Here is a 26,892-nt window from a genome sequence, read left to right as displayed (position 1 = left end):
AGCGCCTCCCTATGCATGCTCTTTGCGAAACAACTCTCTAAACACCGGGAAGATATCTTCGACGCTGCGAATGTTCTTCATCGCAAAGTTGTCAAAGCTGTTTTCCAGCTTCTCATATTCGTGCCAAAGCGTTTGGTGTGAACGGCGAGTTATTTCAATGTACGAATAGTACTGACACTCAGGTAATAACTGTTTGGTGAGCAATTCTCGACAGCGAGGTGAGTCGTCTGCCCAGTTATCGCCATCCGATGCTTGCGCGGCATAAATGTTCCATTCAGCGGTTGGGAATCGGTCTTTGATGATCTCGTCCATCAGCTTCAACGCACTAGACACGATGGTGCCGCCGGTCTCTTGCGAATAGAAGAACTCGTGTTCATCCACTTCTTTGGCTTGGGTGTGGTGACGGATAAAGACCACTTCGACGTTTTCATAGGTGCGAGTCAAGAACAGGTAGAGCAGCACATAAAAGCGTTTGGCAATGTCTTTGGTGGCTTGGTCCATCGAGCCTGACACATCCATCAAACAGAACATCACCGCTTGGCTAGATGGAATCGGACGTCGTTCGTAATTTTTGAAGCGAAGATCAAAGGTATCGATAAAGGGCACGGTGTCGATTTTTTTACGCAGTGCGGCGATTTCGTCCTGCAGGCGCTTCTCTTCAAGCAGCTGGGCAGGCTCACTCATCTTGACTTCATCGAGCGCCGCTTCGAGCTCTCTTAGCATGCGACGTTTGCCCGCGGTCATGGCTGTACGGCGAGCAAGGGATTGCTGCAAAGATTTCACAATCGCGATGTTGGCGGGAACACCAGCGGTTTGATAGCCTGCGCGATGGGTTTTCCATTCGGTGATTTTGTTGATTTGGTTTTTTTCAAGGTTTGGTAGTTCCAAATCCTCAAACAGAATATCAAGATACTCATCTTTGGAGATTTGAAACACAAAATCGTCTTGGCCTTCGCCGTCGGGACTGGCTTCACCTTCTCCTGAACCGCCGCCTTGACCACCCCCTTTCGGGCGCTCGATTTTATCGCCGGTGATAAATTGATCGTTACCTGGGTGAACGCGTTCTTTCAATCCCCCTTTACCTTGATGAAACACAGGTTCGCTGATGTCTTTGTGTGGAATAGAGACGTCTTCACCAGAGTCCGTATTCGTAATAGAACGTCGATTCACGGCATCTGCTACGGACTCTTTGATCTGCTCTTTATGACGGCGAATAAAGCGCTGGCGGTTTACCGCGCTTTTATTCTTACCGTTCAGTCGTCGGTCAATAAATTGCGCCATGAGTTCCCCCTCAATTGCGTTAACGTCGTCAATACGCCCCTTGGATTGAATCACCAAGGGGCGATGTGCTTAAGACGATTTACGTACGCGTAGATACCACTCAGAAAGCAAACGAACTTGGCGTTCGGTATAGCCTTTTTCCATCATACGAGCGACAAAGTCGTCGTGTTTCTTCTGATCTTCAGAAGAGGTTTTAGCGTTAAACGAAATGACAGGGAGCAACTCTTCGGTGTTAGAGAACATTTTCTTCTCGATAACGGTGCGAAGTTTCTCGTAGCTCGTCCAGACCGGATTTTTACCTTCGTTGTTGGCGCGAGCGCGGAGCACGAAGTTCACGATCTCATTACGGAAATCTTTTGGATTACTGATGCCTGCCGTCTTCTCAATTTTCTCCAGTTCGTTATTGAGCGCTGAGCGGTCAAACAATTGGCCGGTTTCAGGGTCGCGGTACTCTTGGTCTTGAATCCAGAAATCAGCATAGGTCACGTAGCGATCAAAGATGTTTTGACCGTACTCCGAGTAAGACTCGAGATAGGCGGTCTGGATCTCTTTGCCGATAAATTCGACGTAGCGTGGTACTAAGTAACCTTTCAAGAACTCAAGGTATCGCTCAGCGGTCTCTTGAGGGAACTGCTCACGCTCAATTTGCTGCTCAATCACATAGAAGAGGTGAACAGGGTTCGCAGCGACTTCCGCGCTGTCGAAGTTGAACACGCGCGAGAGGATCTTGAACGCAAAACGGGTCGAGAGACCAGACATCCCCTCATCAACACCGGCGAAGTCACGGTATTCCTGATAGCTTTTTGCTTTCGGATCAGTGTCTTTAAGGGTTTCCCCGTCGTAGACGCGCATTTTTGAGAAAATAGACGAGTTCTCTGGCTCTTTGAGGCGCGATAGAATACTGAACTGTGATAGCAATTCGAGCGTGCTGGGTGAGCACGGTGCTTTGGCAAGCTCGGAGTGATCAAGCAGTTTCTGGTAGATTTTCACCTCTTCAGACACGCGCAGACAGTAAGGAACTTTGACAATGTAGACACGGTCTAAGAACGCCTCATTGTTTTTGTTATTGCGGAAGGTCTGCCATTCGGATTCGTTGGAGTGCGCGAGAATCATGCCATCAAACGGCAGCGCAGATAGCCCCTCAGTACCGTTATAGTTGCCTTCTTGCGTTGCGGTAAGCAGCGGGTGAAGCACTTTGATTGGCGCTTTAAACATCTCAACGAATTCCATTAAGCCTTGGTTTGCACGACACAAGGCACCGGAATAGCTGTAAGCATCGGGATCGTCTTGGGAGAAGTGTTCTAACTGACGAATATCGACTTTACCGACCAGTGATGAAATGTCTTGGTTGTTTTCATCGCCGGGCTCAGTTTTGGCAATCGCACGTTGGTCCAAAATGGATGGGCGCACTTTCACAACTTTAAATTTGGAGATGTCACCGCCGAATTCATGTAGGCGCTTGGCTGCCCAAGGCGACATGATGGAGCGTAGGTAGCGGTTTTCGATGCCATACTCTTTTTTCAGAAGCTCACCATCTTCATTGACGTCAAACAGACAGAATGGATGGTCGTTGACTGGGCTACGGACACCGTTGGCAGAGAGTACGTAAATGGGCATCTGTTGCATCAAGGCTTTAAGTTTCTCCGCGAGTGACGATTTACCACCGCCCACAGGGCCGAGTAGGTAAAGAATCTGTTTGCGCTCTTCGAGACCTTGCGCCGCATGCTTGAGGTAGGAGACGATTTGCTCGATGGCTTCCTCCATACCGTAAAAATCTTTGAATGTTTCATAACGAGAAATCATCCGGTTGGAGAAAATACGGCTGAGACGGGGGTCTTTCGCTGTATCGATTACTTGTGGCTCACCAATAGCCATCAATAGACGTTCAGCCGCGTTTGCGTAAGCACTTTTGTCGTCCTTACACAGGCTAAGGAATTCTTGCAGTGATAACTCCTCATCCTTGGAGGCTTCGTAGCGTGCTTGGAAATGGTCGAAAATACTCATAATGAAATCCCCTCTGAACCTGTCAAAATGACATTAAACCCGCATTGAAAAGCGTTTCCTCTCTTCCTATAAGACTAGCCCGTATTTGGAATTCTGCTTAAAAAATATGTGTTTAATTGCAAATTGTGATTTTGGGCAGATTCAGCCGCTCTCTTTTCCGACAAGTCCAAAGTGGTGAAATAATCAAGGCGTGAATCATTAATATTTACGACCTATCGATGAGGGGAATGCGTCAGGAAAAGCGCTGGTAAAACTCACCATCTAAACAGAGCGTTAGCCGCTCTTGAGTGTCAACCTTGTGATGAAGGCAGCAAATTAAAACAAAAAGAGTGCGCTCGCTTCCACAAACAAAACACTTTTTTCAAGGCTTTCGACGTGCGTCATGATTTATTTCTATGCGCAAAATATAATGACTGAGATGATCCCATCGCAATCACATTAGAATGAAAGTAACTGCTATATGTTCAATAAAATTTCGTTAAAAAATAAACTCGCGATTTCAGCGAGTGTTGCCATTGTAGTCGGGGGGCTCTTGGTGGAAGCGATCTCTTTTCGTTCCTCATTGGAACGGTTGGATTTTGAGGTCGAGCAGCGCCTAGAGAGTACCGTCTCATCTTACAATCAGTACGTGACAGACTGGATAGGGTCGAAGGGGCGAGCCCTGACGTCTTTATCTCAAGAGTCGGAGAAGGGCGCCATTGTGACCCATCTCAAGCAGTTGCGTGACTCCGCGGCGTTTGACAACGTTTTTCTCGCCTACGCCGATGGTTCGCAGGACAACGCCAATGGAGTGGTACTGCCGCCGGGTAATAATGACCCGCGCAAATGGGGTTGGTATCAGAACGCAGTAAAGCAGCCATCGAAAGTGTTTATGGATAATCCTACCGTCGCTGCGGCAACCGGCGCGAACGTGGTGTCGCTGGGTAAGGCGTTGACGCTGCATGGCGAACAAGTGGTGTTGGGCGCGGATGTTGAAATTACCGATATCCTCACTAGTATGGAGCATGTCATTTTGCCGGGTGAAGGCTACATGTTTATTGCCAACGCGCAAGGCAACGTCTTTGTCCACGCCGATACCAAACTGCTCAATAAACCTATTTCTCAACTAGGCCTTAATATCGATGCGGTTAAGCAAGCAACGCAACGTAGCCAAGTTTCGATGCAAGTCATCAACGGTCAAGAATCGGTCTTGTTTGCACGCAATATTCAAGGCACTGAGTTGTCGACGGTAGTCGTGCTCAATTACGATTCCCTTGTTGCGCCACTGACTAGCGCAGTTTGGGGGCAGCTATTGGTGACCTTAGTGGTCGTGATTGTCTGTGTTGCGCTGTTTAACTGGTTGTGCAACATCTTATTCCGCCCTCTCAACAACGTTTCTAACGCACTCGAGCAAATTGCAAACGGGAGTGGTGACCTTACCCAGCGTATCAAGGTGGAGTCACAAGACGAGGTGGGTCGCTTAGCGAATAACTTTAATACCTTTGTTGGTAGCTTGCAGTCGCTTATTGGCCACATCCGTGAGCAGTCACACCAGCTCAAAGATCAATCAGAACAGAGTGCGTTACGTGGTCAAGATGCAGTGAAAGATATTCACCTGCAACAGCAAGAGATCACCATGGTGGCCACTGCGGTCACCCAGCTCGCCAGTGCGACCCATGAAATTGCTTCTCATGCAGAGCAAACCGCTCAGGCAGCTCACGAATCGACGCAAAGTACCGATAACGGTTATGCGCTGGTGGCGGATACCAAAGGTTCAATCAACAAACTGGCGGCGGAGCTCGATAGTGCAGGATTGGTTGTCAGTGAATTGGATAGACACGCACAAGAGATTTCCACTGTGTTGCAAACCATTCAGGGAATCGCTGAGCAGACCAACTTACTTGCGTTGAACGCGGCGATTGAAGCTGCGCGTGCAGGTGAACAAGGTCGCGGGTTTGCCGTTGTTGCCGATGAAGTACGTGTGTTGTCTCAACGCACACACTCCTCGACTGAAGAGATCAAACACACCATCGATGTACTGCAAGGTACAACGAATAAAGCGGTTTCGATTATGAAGAGCAGCGCAGCGCTCGCCGCTCACTCGGTACAAGACGCGGATCGCGCTGCGAGTGCGTTGGAAGAAATCAAAACCGCGGGTGCACTCATCAGTGACATGGCGACACAAATCGCCACTGCGGCAGAAGAGCAAACGCATGTGACGAGTGAGATTACGCAAAATATCACGTCCATCAAGAATGTGGCGGACCAGTTAGTGGCAGGTGCGGATACCAGCTCGAAAGAGGCGTATCAGGTGAAAGCCAATGCGGAAGCGCTCACCTCGAAAGTGGCCATGTTTAAGCTGAGCTAATCGGCTAACCAACTAAAAAGGGGCGTACGCGCCCCTTTTCTGTTTCTCTATGTCTCGCTATGCTCTAGTCGCTGGTTGCGCGAGAGCAGTATCGTGCTTGTCTTACGCGCGGAAGATCTGTTTTAGCTCGTTAGCGCAGAGATGGTACTGACGAGGACAGTTGCGCCAAGTGGTCAACATGCGGCGATATTTCTCTAGCATCGGCATCTGCGCATTAAAGTAGTGATCACCTTTATCAAACTGTGGGTAGAGACCTTCAGAGTCCGTTAGGAAACGCACATAGTTGACGAGCTGCGCTTCTGAAGCGATGTCAAAGCCTAGGAACGTAAGACGGCGTTGGTCGACATCTTTTTGCTCTTGCGCCTCTAGCATGCGGTAGGATTCCTGCATGGCATGGTACATTTCCATGATGTCGATAATCTCACGACAGTGTGCTTCGCTCAAACAGCCAAAGTTCTTGTTCAGCTCGTTCATTTGTAGCTCGTAGCCACGTTCAACGATCACCTGCAAACGCTGGTATTTCGCGGCGTTTTCTGGGTCCATTTGTGACATCAAGTAGTATTGGTTTGAAAGAATCAAACGTTGAGCGTTTGTCATTTCCATGCTGGCCTCACTTAAAGAATCTAATACATTTTTAATGTGCTTAGGTTATCCGTTCATTACAGGATGAAACATGATCTCAACACAGGTTTGTGATGAAAAATGATCAGATTTAAACAAAAACGGGGCTTTTTTACCGATTACTTTTTGTGGTAGTGGTTATAAATGTAGTCTCTATCGGAGAACACGCGTAGCCACTCAGGTTTGAATACCGCGAACATTGCCGCGGCCATACCGTTTAATAGCCCTTCTGGAAAAGCGAGGAGAGGTAGGAAGACCAAATAGTGTTCGACGATGGTCGGCCAATCGTGAGGGCCAAGCCACCAATGATGTACGGCGTTGATGAGTAGGTGAGCGCTGCCTGTGACGGCGCCGTTTAGAAAGCCAGCAACGAAAATAAAGACAAAGATATTACGTGGCAAAAAGCGATAACTGACTAAAAACACCCCGTGGCTTATCACGATTGGACACAATACCGAGAAGAGCAAATAGCTAGGGAGCATCGTGAGGGGTAATTCGCCAAACAGAGTCACGGCAAGGGCGGTGAACAGGCCGATGGCGTAAGCACTTCGCCATCCGTAGAGTAGCGATAATGTGGTTAAGCCCAGAAAGTGAATGGAGAGACCTGCTTTAACGCCTGCTTGCGCAGACCACAGCAAGGCCAGCGCGGCGACCACCGCAAAGGTAAAGTGTTGGAAGCCTGATTCATTGCGCAGTTTGGGCAGCAGTACAGTGCGAACATCTCGCCATATCAGCCCGAAACTGGCGAGAGCGATAAACCAAAGATAGAGTTCACTGAGTGCCACATTATCCCCAAAAAAATACCAACCATGCCTGCGTTATGGTTGGTATTTTTTCTGAATTAGGAAACAAATAAAACTAATATTTTACATTTGAGTGATATTGCTCAAGGATGCCAACAATCTTATCCATGGTTTCCTTTGATGGCGGGTTGACACCTTCAAGGGGGTAATCAAGACCGAGCGCTTCCCATTTGTGCGCGCCAAGTTTGTGGTATGGCAGCAGTTCGATTTTCTCGATGTTGTCCATATCCTTGATAAAGTCACCGAGCATGTGTGCGGCTTCTTCATCGTCGGTATAACCCGGGACAATCACGTAACGAATCCAGGTTTTCTGGCCGATTTTGTGTAGGTAACGAGCAAAGTCGAGGGTACGTTTGTTGGAGACGCCGATGAAATCATGGTGAATTTCATCTTTCATGTGTTTCAGATCGAGCATCACCAAATCGGTCGCATCGAGTACCTCATCAATCACCTCTGTGTGCTTACGGATGTAGCCATTGGTATCCAGGCAGGTATGAATGCCTTCGGCTTGTGCGGCACGGAAGAAATCGCGCACAAACTCAGGCTGAAGCATGGCTTCACCACCTGAGCAGGTGACGCCACCACCCGATGCATTCATAAAGTGACGATAACTTTTCGCTTCTTTGATGATCTCTTCAACGGTCACTTCTTTCCCATCATGGGTATCCCAAGTATCTCGGTTGTGGCAATACATGCAGCGCATTAGGCAGCCTTGCATAAACACAATGAAACGAATACCGGGACCATCAACAGTACCACATGATTCGAAAGAATGAATTCGACCAGTTGTAGACATGAGCTCATCTCTTATAAGTGATTTGTTCGTTATTTTATTACAAATGGTAGGGTTTATATAGTGAATTAGCCATTTAATAGAGAGTTTTTATAAATAGCGAAATTGTGCTTTTTTCGTCTAAAATGTATGTTATAAAAAAGTAAATAATGATAATAAAATCAAAATAAGTAGTGGAATTCAACAGGTCAGTGCTCTACACATTCACCTGATGTTAAAGGACTTTTTATGGACAGGCTTGCACTATCACAAAAACAGAGAGGGATTCTCTTTCTTGCAGTGTTGACGATTGGATTTGTTGCACTGGCACTTTTTACCTCTTCCAGATTGAGCGAAATGAGCCGCCAATACCACGCCAGTGGGGATATTGCGGTTGGCTCGCTTTCGATTTATCAAACTCAAGCAAAAATACTGACTCTGAGTAGCAACTTAGACAATTTGAGCGGTGCTCAAGTCGACAGCGTGAAAGGGGATATTCAGACCATCGTTCAGGATGTGGAGGCCAACATTGGCTTTCTTCAATCCCTCGGTTTTCGCCAAGAGAGCCAACAGCTTGAGCAGGACATTGCCGATTTTGAAGCCGCCGTCACGCCTTGGTTAACCATCAAACAAGAGCTGGGGTTCACTATTGATGAAGGCAAATTGGGTGAGCTTGGGCAATTGGCCACCATCATAGAACAAAAAATCGCCGAGACAGGTATGGTGACGCTCAACTCGGACTTTCAGGCGATGATCAAATCGCAGCAGAACTATTTGCTGCAACCCAATGAAGAGAACTTAAAGCTGTTCAATCGCGCGATGGGCAGCTTTGAAAGTATGTCGAACGTTTATGCGATGTTGGACTTGTATGAAAAAGAGATTGAACAATATAAAGAGACCTTTATTCGTGTCGCCGAGCTATCCGAGCAAGCCGGTGCGATTGAGCAGCAGTTACTGACCACAAAAGAACGCCTCGCTGACTTGATTGCCGCCATTACATCGCAACTTGGCGGAGTGAGTATGAGATATCAAAGCAGCGCGGAAAAAACCTCTGACCAAACCTTGTGGTCGATTATGGCGGCGTGCGTGGTATTGGCGTTATTTACCATTCTTATCTTTGTCTTGCAGAGCTCGTCGCAATCTCGCTTGGTGAATACGACACAGAAGATTTTGCGCAAGCTTTCTAAAGGGGATTTGTCGAGTCGAATGGCTCTCACGAATAACCCAAAAGATGAATTCAACCAACTGGCGAGCAGTATCAATGAAAGTTGTGAAAATCTCGGCTCGTTGGTGAAAGCGGTGCAAAGTAACAGCGATGCGTTATCCGGTAACGCTGCTGAGTTGAACCAGGGCTTGGATTTACTCGCCCACCACCAAAGCGAAGTATTGGGCCAGACGCAGTTGCTCGCCTCTGCCACGGAAGAAGTGAGCGTGACGACCCACGAAGTGTCCAATTCATTGGAGTTTGTCTCGGATTTAAGTCGTCAGTCCAATCAAGCGGCCGAAGAGGGGGCGCAGGTCATTCGAGCCGCGATTGGGTCCCTAGAGGAAGTCGGCGGCATTTTGACCTCGGCGGCCAGCCATATTAAACAACTTGAGGAAGCCTCCTCGAAAGTTGACTCTGTAATGGTGATCATTAACGGTATCGCGGAGCAAACTAACCTCTTGGCGCTTAATGCAGCGATAGAAGCGGCTCGAGCGGGCGAGCAAGGTCGCGGCTTTGCGGTGGTCGCCGATGAAGTGCGCAGCTTAGCAGTGCGAACTGTGGACGCGGTGGGTGAGATCTCGGAAACCATCGATACGATGAAAAAAGAGAGCGCAGAGGTGATTCAATATATAGGGAAATCGGAAGTGACGATGCAGTCGGGCCAGCAGCGAGGTCATGAAGCGATGACAGCACTACGCACTATTACCGAAAAAGCCGACGAAGCATCGCATCAAACAGAGGTGATTTTCTCATCCATCAAAGAGTTGGCGACCACCAGTCAATCGATGGCCGACAGCATGACGCAAATCTCTTCGGCGATGAAAGAGTTAGAAGAAAATAACGCCCAGCTCAAATCCGTCAGTCAGGTGGTAGAAGAGCGCGCCAGCAGCCTAAACCAAGACTGCCAACGCTTTACCGTCTGACGCTAGAAAAACGTGTAGAAATTGATGCCCCCGGCGCCGTAGATGGAATCGGGGGCTTCTTTATAATCGGGGGTTTTGACGGTGGTCGCTAAGGTCGCGCCAAAGCTCTGATTATACCAGGCAACGCCAGCAACGGCGGTCGCTTGCACCTTGTCTAAGGTGACATCGTATAGCGATGGATCGCTAACATCGGGATTATGACGGATGCCTGGTCTATCCCCTTCAATGGTGATGTCATTGAAGCGGTAGCGAGCTTCAATGCCGGCAAAAACAAACCATCCCTGCTTTGACCCACCCAGCATACCAGCGCGAAATGGATTCTCATTGTCAATATTGGCAGCCCCTAAGCTGCCCGATAGATCTTGTCCCCAACGCAGCATGACACCGGTTGACACATCACTACGAAAATCACCGACGTTGGCTTCTGAAACGCTCGATACTTCCCACTCGGTGTTAGCCAACAGCGGCTCGCGCCATAGGTTGATGTGGGTCAGGTAACCGACACTCCCAGCAAACCCTTCATCCACTTGGTTTGCCCAACCGTTAGGATCATCAGAGCCCGTGATGCTGTGGACGAATTTTTGTGCCTCTTCCGACAGTGAGTTTTCACCCACGGTGCCCAAGGTCAGGTTAAAGCGCTGAGCTTGCATTGGATGGAGACTGATGTAATTGAACTCGGTGTGAAGATAACCCGCATAAGGGCGATCGTTTTGTAGGGGCTCAACGGCTTCAATATCCGATGGCGTATACATTTTGTGAGCTAGGGTAACTTCCCATTTGTCCAAAGAGGCGGCGCCCCAAAAAGACAAACTTAGCGGCCCGACCCACGAAGGCGGGCGAATCCCTGCGGAGGTGTAAGTGAGGAAAATGCCATTGGTATAGTCTTGATCAACACCAAATACCCCGTCGTTGTCGAGTGAAAAGGCGAGGGTTGACTGCTCTGAAGCCAGTGCAGTGGTGGAGAGAAGAAGCAACGAAAAAGGGAGATAGGAAGAGCGAGCCATAGTGTTCTGTTTTGACGAATAGTGCAGATGATAGTACCGCAATTCGCTAAGGCCACTATAGGAATTCACTGATTGATGTGGGGAAATGTGCGCAAACTCTAAAGCTTACCGAGGAACGATAAGTACAAAAAATGCAGCCCCGCACTAGGCGGGGCTGCATCAATCATTCAACAGCGTCTCTTATAGAGATTCTGTAAATGTACGTGCGATTACGTCAGCTTGTTGCTCTGCAGTTAGAGAGTTAAAGCGTACAGCGTAACCAGAAACACGGATAGTTAGCTGAGGGTATTTCTCAGGGTGCTTAACTGCGTCTTCTAGAGTGTCACGGTTAAGAACGTTCACGTTCAAGTGCTGACCACCTTCGATGCCCGCTTCATGGTGGAAGTAACCATCCATTAGACCTGCAAGGTTAGCGCGCTGTGAACCTTCGTCTTTACCTAGTGCGTTAGGCACGATAGAGAAGGTGTAAGAGATACCATCTTTCGCGTGAGCAAACGGCAGTTTACCTACAGATGTTAGAGATGCGACCGCTCCTTTCTCATCACGACCGTGCATTGGGTTTGCACCTGGAGCAAACGGAGCACCTGCGCGACGACCATCTGGCGTGTTACCTGTCTTCTTACCGTACACAACGTTAGAAGTGATAGTAAGGATAGACTGAGTAGGAACGGCATCACGGTAAGTCTTAAGCTTACGGATCTTGTTCATGAACACTTCAACAAGCTCACAAGCGATGTCATCAACGCGTGAATCGTTGTTACCGAATTTGGGGTAGTCGCCTTCGATTTCGAAGTCGATCGCTACGCCATCTTCGTCACGGATTGGTTTCACTTTCGCGTACTTGATTGCAGATAGTGAGTCAGCCGCGATAGATAGACCCGCGATACCACAAGCCATAGTACGGTACACGTCACGATCGTGTAGCGCCATCAGTGCAGACTCGTAAGAGTACTTGTCGTGCATGAAGTGGATTGCGTTTAGTGCAGCTACATACTGCTTAGCTAGCCAATCCATGAAGTGGTCTAGGCTGTTCCACACTTCGTCGAAGCTTAGGACTTCTGAAGTGATCTTCGGCATGACTGGACCAACTTGCATTTTCAGCTTCTCATCAACACCACCGTTGATTGCGTAAAGCATGGTTTTTGCAAGGTTTGCACGAGCGCCGAAGAACTGCATTTGCTTACCAACAACCATTGGAGATACACAACATGCGATTGCGTAGTCATCTGATTCCATGTCTGGACGCATTAGGTCGTCGTTTTCGTACTGGATTGAAGAGGTATCGATAGACACTTTCGCACAGAACTTCTTGAAGCCTTCAGGTAGCTGCTCAGACCAAAGAACCGTGATGTTTGGCTCTGGAGAAGGACCCATAGTGTATAGAGAGTTAAGGAAACGGAAGTTCGTACGTGTTACTAGCGTACGGCCGTCAAGACCCATACCACCCATAGATTCTGTTGCCCAGATTGGGTCGCCAGAGAATAGGTCATCGTACTCAGGAGTACGTAGGAAACGAACCATACGTAGTTTCATTACGAAGTGGTCGATCATTTCCTGAGCTTGTTCTTCAGTGATCTTACCTGCAGCAATATCACGCTCAATGAAGATGTCTAGGAACGTCGAAGTACGACCTAGAGACATCGCTGCGCCGTTTTGAGACTTAACCGCTGCTAGGTAGCCGAAGTAAGTCCACTGTACCGCTTCTTGTGCAGTTTCTGCTGGGCGAGAGATATCGTAACCGTACTTAGCAGCCATTTCTTTCATTTGGCCAAGTGCACGGTGTTGCTCTGCGATCTCTTCGCGAAGCTGCATTGTCATTTGAAGATCTTCGCCATTCTCGAACTTCTCTTGTAGAGAAGCAAATTGAGCTAGCTTGTCTTTCATTAGGAAGTCGATACCGTATAGCGCAACGCGACGGTAGTCACCGATGATACGACCACGGCCGTATGCGTCAGGAAGACCAGTCAGAACACCTGATTTACGACATTTTAGGATGTCAGGCGTGTAGATATCGAAAACACCTGCGTTGTGTGTTTTACGGTATTCAGTGTAGATTTTTGAGATTGCTGGATCGAGTTCACGACCGTAAACTTTACAAGAACCTTCAACCATGCGGATACCACCGTTAGGGATGATAGCGCGCTTAAGAGGAGCGTCAGTTTGAAGACCAACGATAGTTTCAAGATCTTTTTCGATGTAGCCTGCGTCGTGAGCAGTGATGGTAGAGATAACGTCAGTATCGAAATCAACAGGAGCGTGCGTTGAGTTTTCGATCTTGATACCTTCCATTACTTTAGCCCAAAGCTTGTTTGTCGCTTCAGTACCTTCAGAAACTAGGAAAGATTCGTCGCCTTCGTATGGGGCATAGTTTTTCTGAATGAAATCACGAACGTTTACTTCGTTTTGCCAGTCACCCGCTGCAAAACCTTCCCAAGCTTTAGCAAATTGCTCTGCCATGACATACCTACCTTTTTAGTAGTAAAAACACGTACTGTTCTGAATTAATAGTCAACGTGTTGACCTTTCAGCATCCTCATTACTGAGGCAGTACACTCTAATGAATAACAATAGGTATAGTCTTAAACCAAAGGAACGCAAAGGACAGGAAAACTATAACTATTGTCACTAAAAGTAATATGGTTATTTCTTACTGTAGTTTCAAGGTTAACTTAAAAAAATCTTACAAACCTTAAACTAAATCAATAAATGCTAAAAAAAGTTGATAAAAATGGGGTGGCTTTTTAAGCCACCCACACAAATGTTGAATCTTTATAGCCAGGCTGGAATTCCGTACTGAGCTTCCAACATACCTACTGCTAGCATAGCAACAAGACAGATAACAAACACGCCTACTGGGATAATAATTTTGTCTGCGAACGACAAACGAGACGCACGCTCTTTATCACCAATGAGACCGTTGTTATCTAGGAACATAGTCAGTGCCCATGCCAACACAGGGTTAGCGACAACAGACGCGAAGATACAGATACCGGCTGCTTGTGAATCTTTAGTGTCTTTAACCATCTGCATGCCTGCTTCAAGAAGTGGCAAGAATACGCCCACTAATAGTGCAACACGCATCACCGGTGGCCACACCGCGACGTCCATTGGGAAACCAAGAATCGCAACGATGATACACAGTGATCCAAGCAAGATGGCACCCCCTGGGATAGGACGCTTAGCGATCGCTGCTGGGATCATGTAGGTACCCCAAGAAGAGGTAATGTTACCACCACCAACGGCAGTACCGACCATCTGGCGGACTGAACACATGGTCATGGTGTCGTCCACATCCATTAAGACTTTTTCTGTCTTACGAGGGTAGTTCAGCTCTTGGAAGATACGGTGACCAAGGAAGTCAGGCGACCACATCGCGACAGCCAAAATCGCAAAAGGCAGAGACGCGATAAAGTGTTCAAGATTTGGTAGACCTAGCATCCAACCTTGCTCAGTGCTGCCCCACCAGTAAACAGGGTTAAGGTTTGGCAGACCCATCTCGGTTTCAAAGGTTAAGTCGAAGCCCGCGCCCAGACCTAGAGCAATCAAAAGCCCGGTAAAGGCACACACGGGAATCGCCAACCAGCGCATGTTGATTTTTGCTAGGAAAGCGTAAATACCGATGGTGATACCCAATACAATCAGACCCACATAGCCCATGCTACCTGCCGCAACATCAGCAGATTGGAGCCCTGTTGCCCACGACTGAATGGAACCGATCTGGCTCATGGTACCGGTAAAGCCCAAGAAGATAAGCAAGCCGCCGGCGGTGCCTTCTGAGGTGAGGTTGACGAGCTTGGAGCCACCTTTAAAGTAGCTGAGTAGCAAGCCGAATACACCTAAAAGAATCGCAAGTGCAAGAGGGTGAGCACCGGCAAGGGCAATCGAACCGATCAATGGAATCATCGGACCGTGGTTACCCGCAAGGTTCGCTCGTGGGTTTAAGAAGCCGGATGAAATAATACAGAACAGTAGGGCTGGGATGAGCATTTCCACACGAGCCACTTCGATGGCGAACTCTTTACCTAGGTTCACGTGCTCCCATGCGGCGGATAGGCCGTCTGCCCAAGACATCATTACCGCTGAGTACATTGCAATAATGCCAATGGTACCTGCAAGTGCAGGGACTAAGTCTTCCAGCTCGAAACGGAAGTCGCGACCCGGAAGGTTAAGACCAAAACGACGAGGCTTCATAATTTGAAGCTCGTGGTCTAGATAATCTGAACGGGTTGCAAACTCAGAGGCAGGGCGGTGCAGCTCCTGGTAGCTCTTGTTTTCGATATCCGAATCAGAGTGCGGTTTGTTCACTGCGTCTGACATAGATTCCTCATATTTCAAAATGTTGATAATTCCAAAAGCTACTCGATAGTGATGATTGTCGATAGCTCATAATCTTGCAATTTGGCTTGCTGCGCTGCTCTTACCTTGTAGCTCGAACATTATGTGCCTAAGCATAGACAAAAGAAAAGGCAGTAAGTCAGTCAAATTAGGCTTTTATGGATGAGGCGAGTTTAACGTGCTAACCCCTTAGAGTGATTGATTTAGATCACTTTAAGAAAGAATGTGAAAGAAAACTACACAACGCCGCATATGCACGTAAGTTACTGTTCATACGCCTGAAAATTAATTTCACATTGCTATTTTTACTAGATATACAACCATTTGCGTCGTGTATGTTTCAGATAAAATTATCAATTACTTGAAGTGGATCTTCTTTTTATAAAATTGTTAAAGGGTCGGGTTGGATATAGTGATGGCGAGATATTTCATTTATGCGTATAAACAAGGTGAATAATCTAAAAGTTGAATAAAAAGTCATATTTTGTAACTTAATATCCCACAATGTCAGGTTAATAATTTGTTGCATGTTGTCCGGACTAGTGCTAGTTTGTAGCGAATGTGGGCCATAGCCCGAGCAGTCAACCGGATTGACGTGAACGTTTTCGTTTAGGGGGCACAGTTTTTGCTTTCACAGAGGCAAGTGTCGTTCTCAATTTCGCCGCTGAATGGTTTTTATCAACACAGATGAGCCATAGCTGCGCGAGCGCCGACTCGGAATCGTCATTCGGACAAGAAAAAGAATACAGGGAGTTTGCGCGCATGAAAGATGTACCCGCGCTGGATATTAAAGAACTGCACAAAACATTTGGACAAAATGAGGTCCTAAAAGGCATTTCGCTTGAGGCACACAAAGGGGATGTGATTTCCATCATTGGCTCTTCCGGTTCAGGAAAGAGTACCTTCCTACGTTGTATCAACCTGTTAGAAACGCCTACCGCTGGCGAGATATGGGTAAATGGTGAACTGATTCAGATGAAGCACAATCGTCAGGGGGAAGCCGTTCCCGCCAACGAAAAGCAAGTGCAACGTATTCGATCTCGTCTCGCCATGGTCTTCCAAGGGTTCAATCTGTGGTCTCATATGACGGTACTGGAAAACGTAATTGAAGCGCCAGTGCACGTCCTTGGTGTCCCTAAAGCTCAAGCGATTGAAAACGCAGAAATGCTGCTAAAGAAAGTGGGTCTTTACGAGCGAAAGGACTATTACCCAGGTCACTTATCTGGCGGCCAGCAGCAACGTGCGGCGATTGCCCGTGCATTGGCCGTTGATCCGGAAGTGATGCTATTTGACGAACCGACGTCAGCACTCGATCCCGAGCTTGTTGGTGAAGTTCTCGGGGTTATGAGAGATTTGGCAGAAGAAGGGCGCACCATGTTAGTTGTTACTCACGAAATGGCGTTTGCTCGCGATGTATCAAATCATGTCATGTTTTTGCATCAAGGATTGGTGGAAGAACAAGGAGACCCAGCTAAACTGTTTACCAACCCAGACTCAAAACGTCTAAAGCAGTTTATCTCGTCTATCTATTAAGGCTTCTTTAATCAAAACAGTCTTTATTATAAGGACACAACAATAAACACAACATACAAAATCACAGGAGTATGGAAATGAAAAAGTGGTTAGTCGTTGCAGCATTGGCTGCGACAGCAGCAACTGGTGTGGCTCAGGCAAAAGAATGGAAAACCGTTCGTTTTGGTATTGAGGGTGCCTATCCTCCGTTTAGCTGGACAGAATCTGATGGTTCTCTCAAAGGCTTCGACGTTGATATGGCCAACGCGCTGTGTGAAGAGATGAAAGTTGAGTGTAAGATCGTACCGCAAGACTGGGACGGCATTATCCCATCTCTGCTAGCACGTAAATACGATGCGATCATCGCTGCGATGTCGATTACAGAAGAGCGTAAAAAGAAAGTGGACTTCACTGGCAAATACGCACAAATCCCAAACAAATTTATCGCTAAGAAAGGCGCAGGTCTTGATTTCGATAGCCTAAGCGGCGCTAAAATCGGTGTTCAGCGTGCAACAACGCACGACAAGTACCTGACAGACAACTACGGTGACCAAGTCGAAATCGTGCGTTACGGTTCATTTGATGAAGCGTACCTTGATCTTGCCAACGGCCGTATCGTTGCAGTACTAGGTGATGCTTCAGCATTGGAAGAAGGCGTTCTGAATAAAGCGGGTGGCGAAGGCTACGAATTCGTTGGTCCTTCTTTGACTGATCCAAAATGGTTTGGTGACGGCATGGGCATTGCCGTTCGTAAACAAGATAAAGATCTAACGCAAAAACTCGACGCAGCTATCCTGTCTCTACGTGAGAAAGGTGTGTACCAAGAGATTGCGGCTAAGTACTTTAACTACGACGTTTACGGTCAGTAATTCTCCTTCGACCGCTGGTGCTCGTTCCTTGATGTAGCCAGCGGTCGATCTCTTTCTATAGCCAGCTCAATGATTCTATTGATGTAGGAAATTGAGTTTAGGGATCAGGAACTCACCTATGCTGGATTTACAAGGATACGAAGCCTCTATATTGAAAGGGGCCGTGGTGACCATCGAGGTCGCCTTATTGTCACTGCTTCTTGCCATGATTTTAGGCATGCTGGGTGCTTTGGCGAAACTCGCCCCTTATCGCTGGGCAAGAGCTATCGCCACTCTCTATACAACGGTTATCCGTGGTATTCCCGATTTAGTCTTAATGATGCTGATTTTCTTCGGCGGACAGATTCTATTAAACAACAGTCTCTACTCGATCAACGAAACCTTGAATGGTTGGTTTGCCGCGAGTGATCCAAACCACGAGTGGACGTCTTATTTACCTGATTACATCGACGTTAGCCCGTTTATCGCTGGCGTGATGACCATAGGCTTCATCTTCGGTGCTTACATGGCGGAGACATTTCGTGGCGCCATCATGGCGGTAGATAAGGGCGAGATGGAAGCGGCAAAAGCATACGGCATGAGCTCGGTGCTCGCCTTTCGCCGGATCTTACTCCCTCAGATGATACGCCACGCTTTACCGGGCTTTGGTAACAACTGGCTGGTATTGCTTAAAACCACAGCCTTGGTTTCTATTATCGGCCTGGAAGATATGGTGCGCGTGAGCTCGCTCGCCGCAGGCTCAACCAAAATGCCGTTCACTTTTTACATGGCGGTCGCGGTGATTTTTCTCTTTTTCACCAGTGTGTCGACTGGGCTACTTAAAGTCGTCGAGCGCAAATTCAGTATTCATACGAGGTAGGGCATGGATTTTTCATTGATTATTGATAGCTTGCCTATCTACCTAGATGGTTTGTGGACGACAACGTGGTTGGTGGGACTCGCTCTCGTTATTGGTTTGTGTGTCGCTATCCCGCTGGGTATTGCGCGAAATAGCCAACATTATTGGTTGGTCGGGCCAAGTTGGGCGTTTATTTATTTCTTCCGTGGCACGCCGCTGTTGGTTCAGCTCTACCTAATTTATTACGGTATGGATCAGTTTTTCCCAGTGAAAGATACTCTATGGGAAAATGCTTGGTTTTGTGCGTTGGTTGCCTTTGTGCTCAATACTTCGGCGTACACCGCTGAAATCATTCGCGGTGCAATCAACGGGCTGCCGAAAGGCGAGGTGGAAGCGGCTAAAGCGTATGGTATGGGCACCTTTTTGACTTACCGTCGTATCATTCTGCCGAGCGCATTGCGCCGAGCTCTGCCAGCCTACAGTAACGAAGTGATCTTTATGCTGCATGGAAGCGCTGTGGCCGGTATTGTCACCATCTTAGATTTGACGGGCGCTGCGCGTCTGGTGAATTCTCGCTACTACGCGCCGTTTGAATCCTTCCTCACGGCTGGCCTGTTCTACATGGCACTGACCTTCGTGATTCTTTGGGTTTTCAAAATGGCAGAAAAACGTTTCTTAGCGTACCTGAGACCGCTGAGTTAACCTATCTTGTAAATGAAAAAATGGCTTCCATCTGGAAGCCATTTTTGTATTCAACGCAAAATCGAATCAACGCAAAATCGAACTCTGGGTACTAAGACAAAATGATAAGCACCGTGCCGGCCAGCGTCATCAAGATATTGGCGATGGCGTAGGTACCTGCGTAGCCCAGTGCAGGGATAGTTGATTTGGCGTAGTCATTCACGATGTCCATCGCTGGCGCACAGGTACGCGCGCCGATGATGGCGCCAAACAGCAGCGCACGGTTCATTTTCAAGATATAGGCGCCAACCAGATACGCCAAAGCCACCGGCACTACGCTGACTAAAAACGCCAAACCGAGCACTTGAGGACCCACTTGCGTGAGGTGATCAAACATTTTGCTACCGGCACTGAGGCCAATCCCCACCATAAAGATCATCAGTCCCAAGTCTTTGACCATGTTGAGTGCGCCTTGCGGAACGTAGCCAAACGTTGGGTGGTTGGCACGCAAAAAGCCGAGAGTGATCCCCGAAAGCAGCAAGCCAACGGCATTCCCCAAGCCGAACGACACTTGGCCAAAGGTCATGGTGACCAAACCAAACATAATGCCAAGAATGAAGAAGCTACAAAACGCGAGCAAATCCGCCATTTGGCTATGAATAGAGATAAAGCCGATTTTTTCCGCCAGCCCTTGGACGCGGCTGCGCTCACCACTGACTTGGATAATGTCACCTTTAGCAAGCACAATATCCAAATCCATCGGCATCTCAATTTGAGCGCGAACCACTCGGTTTAGGAAACAGCCATACTCAGAAAGATTGAGGTCAGAGAGACGCTTCCCCGCAATCGCATCGCTTTTGACTACGATCTCTTCTTCAACGATGCGCAGATCGAGCAAGTTACGATCAAACACTTCTTTACCATGGCGGAAACTAGGATCAAGACGTGCGTGACTATCGGGAAAGCCAACCAGTGCAATCTCATCGCCCTCTTGCAGAATCGCATCCCCATCAGGGTGGGCAAGGATGCCATTGCGACGAATGCGCTCGATGTAACAACCCGTTTGGCGATAGATACCCAACTCACGCAAGTTCTTGCCATCGGTCCAATCAATCAGCTCCGGGCCGACTCGGTAGGCGCGAATAATCGGCAGGTACACTTTTCGTTGCCCAGAACCGCCCAATCCGCGCTCTTGTGCGATTTGCTGAGCAGAGTCAGACAGATTCTGTTTTTGCAGCTTCGGCAGTAGCTTGGCAAAGAAGATCATGCTGATAAGGCCAATCAAATAGGCCATCGCATAACCGACGGAGAGGTTTTCTAGCACCAAGGCGAAATCCATATTCTTGGGCAATTCCGCCAATCCTGAATTGAGCGCATCTTGCGCACCGACCAATACGGGTGTTGAGGTCAGCGCTCCTGCCATCATGCCGGCGGCCAAGCCATAGTTGAGGCCCATATAGTGGCTAGCAAAATAGGTAATACTGAGCGCGGCTGACAACACCACCATACTCAAGATGAAGTAGTGCTTGCCGTCGCGAAAGAATATGCCGAAGAAGTTGGGGCCTGCCTCAATACCTACACAGTAGATAAACAACATAAAGCCGATGGTCAGTGCGTCAGCATTAAACATGAAACCTAAATGACCCATGATCAAAGAGGTAATCAAAACGCCAATCGAGTTACCAAGATGGAAGTTGCCAAATCGAATTTTACCAATCGCTAAACCGATCGCTAATACGACGAAAATCAATAAGATAGGGTTTTGTTCTAACAAGAGTACGACGTCAATGTTCACGGGCTATATCTGTGCGCTGCCGAGGAGTAAGTTAAGTGTGCGAATTGTAGCGAAATATTTCAAAAAGATAAGTGAATTTTTTGAGAGTTTACTCATCGTTGACATTAGACAAAGTAATGTAAAACGCACGCACAAAAAAACCGCGATATTCGCGGTTTTCGTACAACAGTGTGAGTGGGTGACGTTTAAGCGTCAAACAAACCCAAGTGCTCTTTTGCGTATGCTTCGAAATCATCGCAACCACCGATGTGCTCTTGATCGATAAAGATCTGTGGCACAGTTTCCACTGGCTTGCCGACGGTTTTCTCTAGGTCAGCTTTGGAAATGCCTTCTGCGTGAATATCCACGTAGCGGTAGTTGAAGTCGTCACGCTTTGCTTTTAGCGTTTCTGCGTGTTCTTTTGCACGAACACAGTATGGGCAAGCTGGGCGACCAAAAATAACGACGAACATATCTTTCTCCTTTGATTTTAATCGTGCCACTATGCCCGAATCGTTATAGGAAATAAAGTGGCATTTACCTCTTGGGTTAATAGGGCAGACCTATTGATTGTGTTTTAAACATTTTACTTTTTTGCGACGTACAAGGTGTGGTCTTTATCGAGAAAACCATGATTAATTTAAGGTTAAATAAGCAAGTTTGCACTAGCTCAACGTTATTTCTGGGGAGACAGTGCACTCTGTATCCAGTAATGGAATGAATCAAGGAGTCGGCCAATGTTTCAGTTTATGACTTCAACACGGATCGTGTTTGGTGAAGGGGCGTTTGAGTCGTCGCTTTCGCTTATCAACCAGTTTGGCTACAGCGTGCTTCTGGTCACCGGTAAAAACCTCAATCGGTGCGGGCCGCTACTGCATCACCTCAAAAGTCAAAAACTTCGCTACCAACACGTTGCCGTGAGCGGCGAACCCAACATCACCATGATTGAAGAAACCGCGACGGTCGGCCGCCGTTTTAAACCTGACTTGGTGGTGGCGATGGGCGGTGGCAGTGTGATTGATGTCGGCAAAGCGCTGGCGGCGGTGATTCCAAATCAAGGCGATGTGTATGATTATGTCGAGGTGGTGGGCCGAAACGTTCCGCTCAAAACCAAGCCTTTACCTTTTATTGCGATCCCAACCACAGCGAGTACCGGCTCTGAAGTAACGCGTAATGCCGTACTGCGCTCAGGTCAAGAACAAGTGAAGGTGAGTCTACGCAGCCCGGACATGCTGGCGGATGTCGCGATTGTCGATCCGACTTTAACCTATGGGATGGACCCTTACCGCTCTGGGCGAGGTGCAATGGATGCGTTCACGCGTCTGATGGAAGCCTATGTGTGTGGCATGCCTAACCCGCTCACCGATATGATCTGTGAAGAGGGGTTAAGACGGTTGAGCCACTCTGTGCTGCCAGCGTGCTTGGAGGACGACCATAAAGCGCGGGCCGACATCTCGTTTGCCGCTATGCTCGGCGGTATGGCCAGTACCAATGCCAAGCTCGGTGCAGCGCACGGATTGGCGTCAGCGCTTGGAGGCAAACTGGATGCGCCACACAGCGTGATCACCGCGCGCTTGGCTCCTTATGTGATGGCGGAAAACATTCAAGCCGCGATGGAATCCCAGCGTACAGACGTACTCGAAAGGTTCACCAAAGTCGCGCAATTGCTGACGGGGCGAGTGAATGCGCATCGAGAAGACGCGATCTTATGGGTCAATATGATGCTCGAAAAATTGAACATCCCAGAGTTGAGTCAATTTGGGGTTTGCTCGACAGCGTTTGATGTGGTCGCGGCGGATGCGCTGAAATCAACGTCAATCAAAGGCAATCCGCTACCACTGACCAAAGAGCGACTGATGGCGATTTTAGGCCAAGTGTGCCAATGCCAAGGTGAGTGTACCGAGCACAGTTCGGTGGGCGAGGACGCGCGGGCTTCTATCGTCTTTACCAGTCATGATATAGAACCATCGCGGCTACAAAAATCCTAATAATAACGGCGCTCATTGAGCGCCGTTATGGATTCTTGCCAGTGGAAGATCTCTAGAACTGAGAAAGCTTGTCGTAGCGAGAGTCTTTCAATACGTCTTTGACGCGACGTAGGTTTTCTCTAAATCCGGTACCGCGGCGCAGCGTAAAGCCAGTCGCAAGGACGTCAATCACAGTCATTTGAACCACGCGGCTAGCCATTGGCATGTACACGTCGGTGTCTTCAGGGATGTCGAGCGTGATAGAGAGTGAGCTGGCTTTATCAAGCGGGGAGTCCTTCGCGGTAATCGCGATGACCGTCGCACCGTTTTCGCGCGCTAGGTTGGCGATCTCTACCTGACTTTTTGTACGGCCAGTGTGTGAAATCAACACGATGACATCGTTGTCTGTACAGTTGATGCAGCTCATGCGTTGCATCACGATATCTTCAAAGCAGGTGATCGGGATGTTGAAACGGATGAATTTGTTTTGAGCATCTTTCGCCACAGCAGACGATGCCCCTAAACCAAAGAAAGAGATGCGCTTCGCTTGTGTCAGAAGGTCGACGGCACGATTGACCTGCATAGCGTCAAGGCTGTTTTTAGCGACATCCAAACAGGCCATCGTGGACTCAAAAATTTTGTGCGTGTAGGCATCTGGGCCGTCGTCTTCTTCGACGTTGCGATTGACATAAGGTGTACCGTTCGCAAGGCTCTGAGCCAAGTGCAGTTTAAAGTCGGGGAAACCTTTGGTGTCCAGGCGGCGGCAGAAGCGGTTGACGGTCGGCTCACTGACATCGGCCATTTTGGCCAACGTCGCGATGCTGGAATGAATCGCTGTCTGAGGGGAAGCCATGATGACTTCGGCGACTTTGCGTTCAGACTTGCTAAAATTTTCCAGGTTCTTCTGAATTTTTTCTAATGTGTTCATAGTGTTCACGAGGGTATGTAGAACATCTAACTGGATATACCTGATTTTCATAGTGTAGAGAACAACTTGTTCGCTAAAGGTAATGACAATCCAGCGCCATAAGCTCAGTATAAACCTAAGCCGAACGTTTAAGGCAGTGTTTCCGTCATACAAATGATGAGAATATGACAAGCCTCAAACTAAATTTTGTTTAAACTACGGAAATACGCTTAAACCCCGACCAAAAATCGCATTTTCGATCGGGTGTTGATAAATGAATTACAGCTTTTCAGAAAGAAAATTTCATCTGGTGAGAATGTTTTCGGCAAGGGCATCGATTTGCGCCATTAAGTTTGGCGCTTGTGTTGCGATATGACGCTGCTCTTCCAACACGGATTTCAGAATATCACAATGCGTGAGCGGGTTCGCCAGAACCACACGAAATACGATGGTGTGCTCACGATTCCAACGCTCAGGATTGAGTCGTGTTCGTGAAACGAAGGATTTGCCGGTTTCACGCTGGCGCTTCTGGATAAACTTAGTGAGCTCGTTAAGCAAATTATTCAGCTCATGGGTTTGAGCGTCATTGGCTTGTTCTAGCGCCGCGCGCACCTTCTCAGGTAGATAACGGTAGGTGAGTAAGCACAGCTCAGGTTCAGAGACTAATTCGAAATCACGTTGCTGCTGAATTAAGTCCGCAAAGAATTTCGCTTTCTCGATGCTTTGATCGATCAGCAGTTCATAACCGGGACGGCTGATAATATGCATAGCCGCATAAACGAGCATGGCCATACCTGAGCGTGAACCTTCTAATGTATGGCTACCGAGATCTTTGGAGCCCTTGCGCAGTATGTACTGTGCGTGGTGCTCGATGGATTTCATCGCATCTGGCTGCTTAAACAGCACCATGCCCGCGCCCATTGGAATGTAGAGCTGTTTATGTGCATCTATGGTGACTGAGTCGGCCAACTCAATACCATCGAGTAGGTGACGATGGTTGTTCGACATCAATGTTGCACCGCCCCAAGCGGCATCGACATGGAAATGACAGCCTTCTTCTTGGCAGATCAGCGCCACTTCACGTAGAGGATCGATATTGCCCGTTTCTGTGGTGCCTGCAACGCCGACAACGGCAAATGGCTTGATGCGTTTAGCTTTGAGCTCAGCAATTTGATGTTTCAAATCTTGTGGGCAGATCTTGTTATCCGGCCCAGTCTTCACCGAGACCAAACCATCTTGACCAATCCCGAGGACATCCGCCGCTTTTTTCAACGAGTAGTGGCCTCGTTCAGAAACCAAAATTGCGAGCCCTTCATAGCCATAGTGCTTCATGGCTTTAAATAGGCCTTCTTTTTCGACGCCAGTGAAGGCACCGTCAGGGCGTAGCGCATTGTTTCTCGCCACCCACAGCGCGGTGATGTTCGCGACGGTGCCGCCCGAGCAAAACGCACCTAGAGAGTGGTTTGCGCTGTGCATCCAAGTCGCATAAAAGTCGTCACTGCGATGGTAAATCAGGCGATGGAGCATGCCGAGCACTTGCCTCTCAAGGGGCGTAAATGCTTTGGACGTCTCGATTTTGACCAAGTTCTGATTGAGTGCAATCATGATCTTGGAGAGTGGCATCAGGAAATAGGGCAGAGCAGAGGTCATATGACCAATAAAGCTCGGTGCTGATGTATGAACAGATTGAGAGACGAGCGTGTCGAGCAAATGCTGTGTGTGGTCTGAGACAAACTCAGGTTGCTCTGGGATAGAGGCGTTGGAGAAGTCTTTCTCTATGTCGAGTAGAGGTTTTTCTTCCGCAACGATGTGCTCTCGCAAAAACTTGTTCAAGTTTCGCGATAGTTCCTCTTCTATCTTGGTGAGTGTTGAGTCTGGCCCTTCAGGTACTGTAAAGATTCGAAGTAAGCTTTCGAAACTCACATCTGCCGTTTTGTGTTCCGATACCATACAGCTACATTGCTCTAATATTTTTTGTTGCAAGCGCGACAATCTAAACGAAAACGGGCACAAAGTCCCGTTTTAATTGATGGATCTCAGTTTGCATCACTCAGTCACAGATGCCGGTAATAGCGTGAATGTTAACGAGTGAGTACAGACGAGATTCGGTTTACTGACAATCAATCGATTCAAGCGCTTGAATCGATTGATTGTAGCGCTTGAGCGCTGCATCAATTTTGGTTGGGTGGCTCAGTAAATCGGCAAACGCAGAGCGTAGCTCGTAGTTTTTCTCGTGCGGCTTGGCTTGGCGATCATTAAACGTCACGCTCGCTAATTGGCCTAGCTCGTCACTGCGCGAGGTCAGTACCTTGATGTCTTTTTGATCAAGCTGCAACCACGCTTCTACTGGCTGCGCAGTCGCCACTTTTGAGGCGTCATGCTCTAGATAGTATTTCACCGCAGCGCGATTAAGCTCAAAGTGATGCTGGCGCCCTTGTAGGAACCACTCACTGACTTCGGTCAACTCTGGGTATTGCTCTGAGGTAAGCTGAGACAAATCTTCATACCAATGCAAAGACGCATCGATATAAGCGTCGTATTTTTTTTCTAGGCAAGCGTTGTCTGCTGCCAACGCGAAATGGGAGGTAGCAGCGAGTGCGAGGGCGACAATGGTGCGTTTCATAAGCATTCCTTTAAAGACGTATTCTTTGGGCCAACTTCTTTGATTGGCCTTTCATCTCGGCATCGTCATCATTAGGTGCCGAACGGGTTTCCTTCACTCGGATGGACGAAGCAAAGGGACAATATAGTGGATTGTTTCTGGCATTCCTGCGATCTAACCTGCAAGTGAGACAAAGAACAGCATCATGACCGGGACTAATAGGCTAAGAATAAAGCCACTGACAATCGCTACAGGCACGCAGCGCACGCCGCCGGTGGTTTGGATGACTGGCAAGGTGAAGTCCATCGCCGTTGCACCCGCGTAGCCGATTGCCGTACAAGGTTTAGTACGAATAAAGAGGGGGATCAGCACCAATGCAATCAATTCTCGCAGCAACTCAATCATAAAGGACGCGCCGCCGTAGATAGGGCCAAAGGCGTCCCCC

At 48.2% G+C, this 26,892-nt stretch carries 21 protein-coding genes; 7 read left to right on the top strand and 14 right to left on the bottom strand.

The window, feature by feature from the left end:
- Positions 1–9: 9 nt before the first annotated feature.
- Both AC6R1O_RS06060 and AC6R1O_RS06055 read right to left on the bottom strand, forming a co-directional pair.
- Positions 10–1,281 (bottom strand): YeaH/YhbH family protein, encoded by a 1,272-nt coding sequence (locus AC6R1O_RS06060; protein WP_487901151.1) that lies wholly within the window; start codon positions 1,279–1,281, stop codon positions 10–12.
- Between the two features lie 69 nt (positions 1,282–1,350).
- Positions 1,351–3,285 carry a PrkA family serine protein kinase gene (locus AC6R1O_RS06055; protein ID WP_334552492.1) on the bottom strand — a complete coding sequence of 645 codons (1,935 nt, stop codon included), beginning with the start codon at positions 3,283–3,285 and terminating at the stop codon, positions 1,351–1,353.
- A 460-nt stretch (positions 3,286–3,745) separates the two neighbouring features.
- On the opposite strand from AC6R1O_RS06055, the gene AC6R1O_RS06050 reads away from it, so the two are divergent.
- Positions 3,746–5,632 (top strand): methyl-accepting chemotaxis protein, encoded by a 1,887-nt coding sequence (locus tag AC6R1O_RS06050; RefSeq protein ID WP_500627972.1) that lies wholly within the window; start codon positions 3,746–3,748, stop codon positions 5,630–5,632.
- A 102-nt stretch (positions 5,633–5,734) separates the two neighbouring features.
- Here the strand turns inward: AC6R1O_RS06050 and AC6R1O_RS06045 are convergent, their stop codons facing one another.
- The 3 genes from AC6R1O_RS06045 to pflA form a co-directional block, all read right to left on the bottom strand.
- Complete coding sequence (locus AC6R1O_RS06045; RefSeq protein ID WP_500626135.1) at positions 5,735–6,235, bottom strand: YfbU family protein; 501 nt, start codon at positions 6,233–6,235, stop codon at positions 5,735–5,737.
- A 137-nt stretch (positions 6,236–6,372) separates the two neighbouring features.
- Entirely contained in the window at positions 6,373–7,038 is a 666-nt protein-coding gene (locus AC6R1O_RS06040) for a hypothetical protein (protein ID WP_500632657.1), read from the bottom strand.
- A 73-nt stretch (positions 7,039–7,111) separates the two neighbouring features.
- A complete protein-coding gene (gene pflA, locus AC6R1O_RS06035) occupies positions 7,112–7,852 on the bottom strand; it encodes a pyruvate formate lyase 1-activating protein (RefSeq protein ID WP_500632656.1) in 741 nt (246 codons plus the stop codon).
- 225 nt (positions 7,853–8,077) lie between these two features.
- On the opposite strand from pflA, the gene AC6R1O_RS06030 reads away from it, so the two are divergent.
- On the top strand, positions 8,078–9,958 hold the full coding sequence (locus tag AC6R1O_RS06030) for a methyl-accepting chemotaxis protein (RefSeq protein ID WP_500632655.1): 1,881 nt from the start codon (positions 8,078–8,080) through the stop codon (positions 9,956–9,958).
- Positions 9,959–9,960: 2 nt separating this feature from the next.
- Here the strand turns inward: AC6R1O_RS06030 and AC6R1O_RS06025 are convergent, their stop codons facing one another.
- From AC6R1O_RS06025 to AC6R1O_RS06015, 3 genes are all read right to left on the bottom strand, one after another.
- The gene (locus tag AC6R1O_RS06025; RefSeq protein WP_500632654.1) at positions 9,961–10,962 is read right to left on the bottom strand and encodes a lipid A deacylase LpxR family protein; all 1,002 of its coding nucleotides are present in this window, start codon (positions 10,960–10,962) and stop codon (positions 9,961–9,963) included.
- A gap of 180 nt (positions 10,963–11,142) precedes the next feature.
- The gene (gene pflB / locus AC6R1O_RS06020; protein ID WP_500630270.1) at positions 11,143–13,419 is read right to left on the bottom strand and encodes a formate C-acetyltransferase; all 2,277 of its coding nucleotides are present in this window, start codon (positions 13,417–13,419) and stop codon (positions 11,143–11,145) included.
- 312 nt (positions 13,420–13,731) lie between these two features.
- On the bottom strand, positions 13,732–15,279 hold the full coding sequence (locus AC6R1O_RS06015) for a DUF3360 family protein (RefSeq protein ID WP_500633768.1): 1,548 nt from the start codon (positions 15,277–15,279) through the stop codon (positions 13,732–13,734).
- Between the two features lie 780 nt (positions 15,280–16,059).
- Here AC6R1O_RS06015 and AC6R1O_RS06010 point away from each other — a divergent pair.
- The 4 genes from AC6R1O_RS06010 (at position 16,060) to AC6R1O_RS05995 (ending at position 19,218) form a co-directional block, all read left to right on the top strand.
- Positions 16,060–16,830, top strand: a complete 771-nt coding sequence (locus AC6R1O_RS06010) for an ABC transporter ATP-binding protein (protein WP_500626141.1) — start codon at positions 16,060–16,062, stop codon at positions 16,828–16,830.
- A 77-nt stretch (positions 16,831–16,907) separates the two neighbouring features.
- Complete coding sequence (locus tag AC6R1O_RS06005) at positions 16,908–17,678, top strand: ABC transporter substrate-binding protein (RefSeq protein ID WP_334552482.1); 771 nt, start codon at positions 16,908–16,910, stop codon at positions 17,676–17,678.
- Between the two features lie 118 nt (positions 17,679–17,796).
- On the top strand, positions 17,797–18,537 hold the full coding sequence (locus tag AC6R1O_RS06000) for an ABC transporter permease (protein WP_334552481.1): 741 nt from the start codon (positions 17,797–17,799) through the stop codon (positions 18,535–18,537).
- 3 nt (positions 18,538–18,540) lie between these two features.
- Positions 18,541–19,218: an ABC transporter permease gene (locus AC6R1O_RS05995; RefSeq protein ID WP_500633769.1), complete on the top strand. Its 678-nt coding sequence runs from the start codon at positions 18,541–18,543 to the stop codon at positions 19,216–19,218.
- 91 nt (positions 19,219–19,309) lie between these two features.
- Here AC6R1O_RS05995 and AC6R1O_RS05990 read toward each other — a convergent pair whose 3' ends face one another.
- Both AC6R1O_RS05990 and AC6R1O_RS05985 read right to left on the bottom strand, forming a co-directional pair.
- A complete protein-coding gene (locus tag AC6R1O_RS05990) occupies positions 19,310–20,992 on the bottom strand; it encodes an aspartate:alanine antiporter (RefSeq protein WP_334552479.1) in 1,683 nt (560 codons plus the stop codon).
- Positions 20,993–21,177: 185 nt separating this feature from the next.
- A complete protein-coding gene (locus AC6R1O_RS05985; RefSeq protein WP_334552478.1) occupies positions 21,178–21,444 on the bottom strand; it encodes a GrxA family glutaredoxin in 267 nt (88 codons plus the stop codon).
- Between the two features lie 264 nt (positions 21,445–21,708).
- On the opposite strand from AC6R1O_RS05985, the gene AC6R1O_RS05980 reads away from it, so the two are divergent.
- Positions 21,709–22,959 carry an iron-containing alcohol dehydrogenase gene (locus AC6R1O_RS05980; protein WP_500656709.1) on the top strand — a complete coding sequence of 417 codons (1,251 nt, stop codon included), beginning with the start codon at positions 21,709–21,711 and terminating at the stop codon, positions 22,957–22,959.
- A 52-nt stretch (positions 22,960–23,011) separates the two neighbouring features.
- Here the strand turns inward: AC6R1O_RS05980 and AC6R1O_RS05975 are convergent, their stop codons facing one another.
- The 4 genes from AC6R1O_RS05975 to AC6R1O_RS05960 all read right to left on the bottom strand — a co-directional run.
- On the bottom strand, positions 23,012–23,866 hold the full coding sequence (locus tag AC6R1O_RS05975; RefSeq protein ID WP_334552476.1) for a MurR/RpiR family transcriptional regulator: 855 nt from the start codon (positions 23,864–23,866) through the stop codon (positions 23,012–23,014).
- Between the two features lie 282 nt (positions 23,867–24,148).
- A complete protein-coding gene (panP, locus tag AC6R1O_RS05970) occupies positions 24,149–25,795 on the bottom strand; it encodes a pyridoxal-dependent aspartate 1-decarboxylase PanP (RefSeq protein ID WP_500653642.1) in 1,647 nt (548 codons plus the stop codon).
- Positions 25,796–25,955: 160 nt separating this feature from the next.
- Positions 25,956–26,468: a hypothetical protein gene (locus tag AC6R1O_RS05965; RefSeq protein ID WP_334552474.1), complete on the bottom strand. Its 513-nt coding sequence runs from the start codon at positions 26,466–26,468 to the stop codon at positions 25,956–25,958.
- Between the two features lie 153 nt (positions 26,469–26,621).
- On the bottom strand, positions 26,622–26,892 hold a 271-nt coding region (locus AC6R1O_RS05960), incomplete at its 5' end, for a LysO family transporter (protein ID WP_500656708.1).

This window comes from Vibrio sp. R11-SG3-ISO3-SZ (assembly GCF_059834345.1).
Note: the sequence above shows the minus strand (reverse complement) of the source record. Positions and strands in the feature narration are given on the sequence as shown.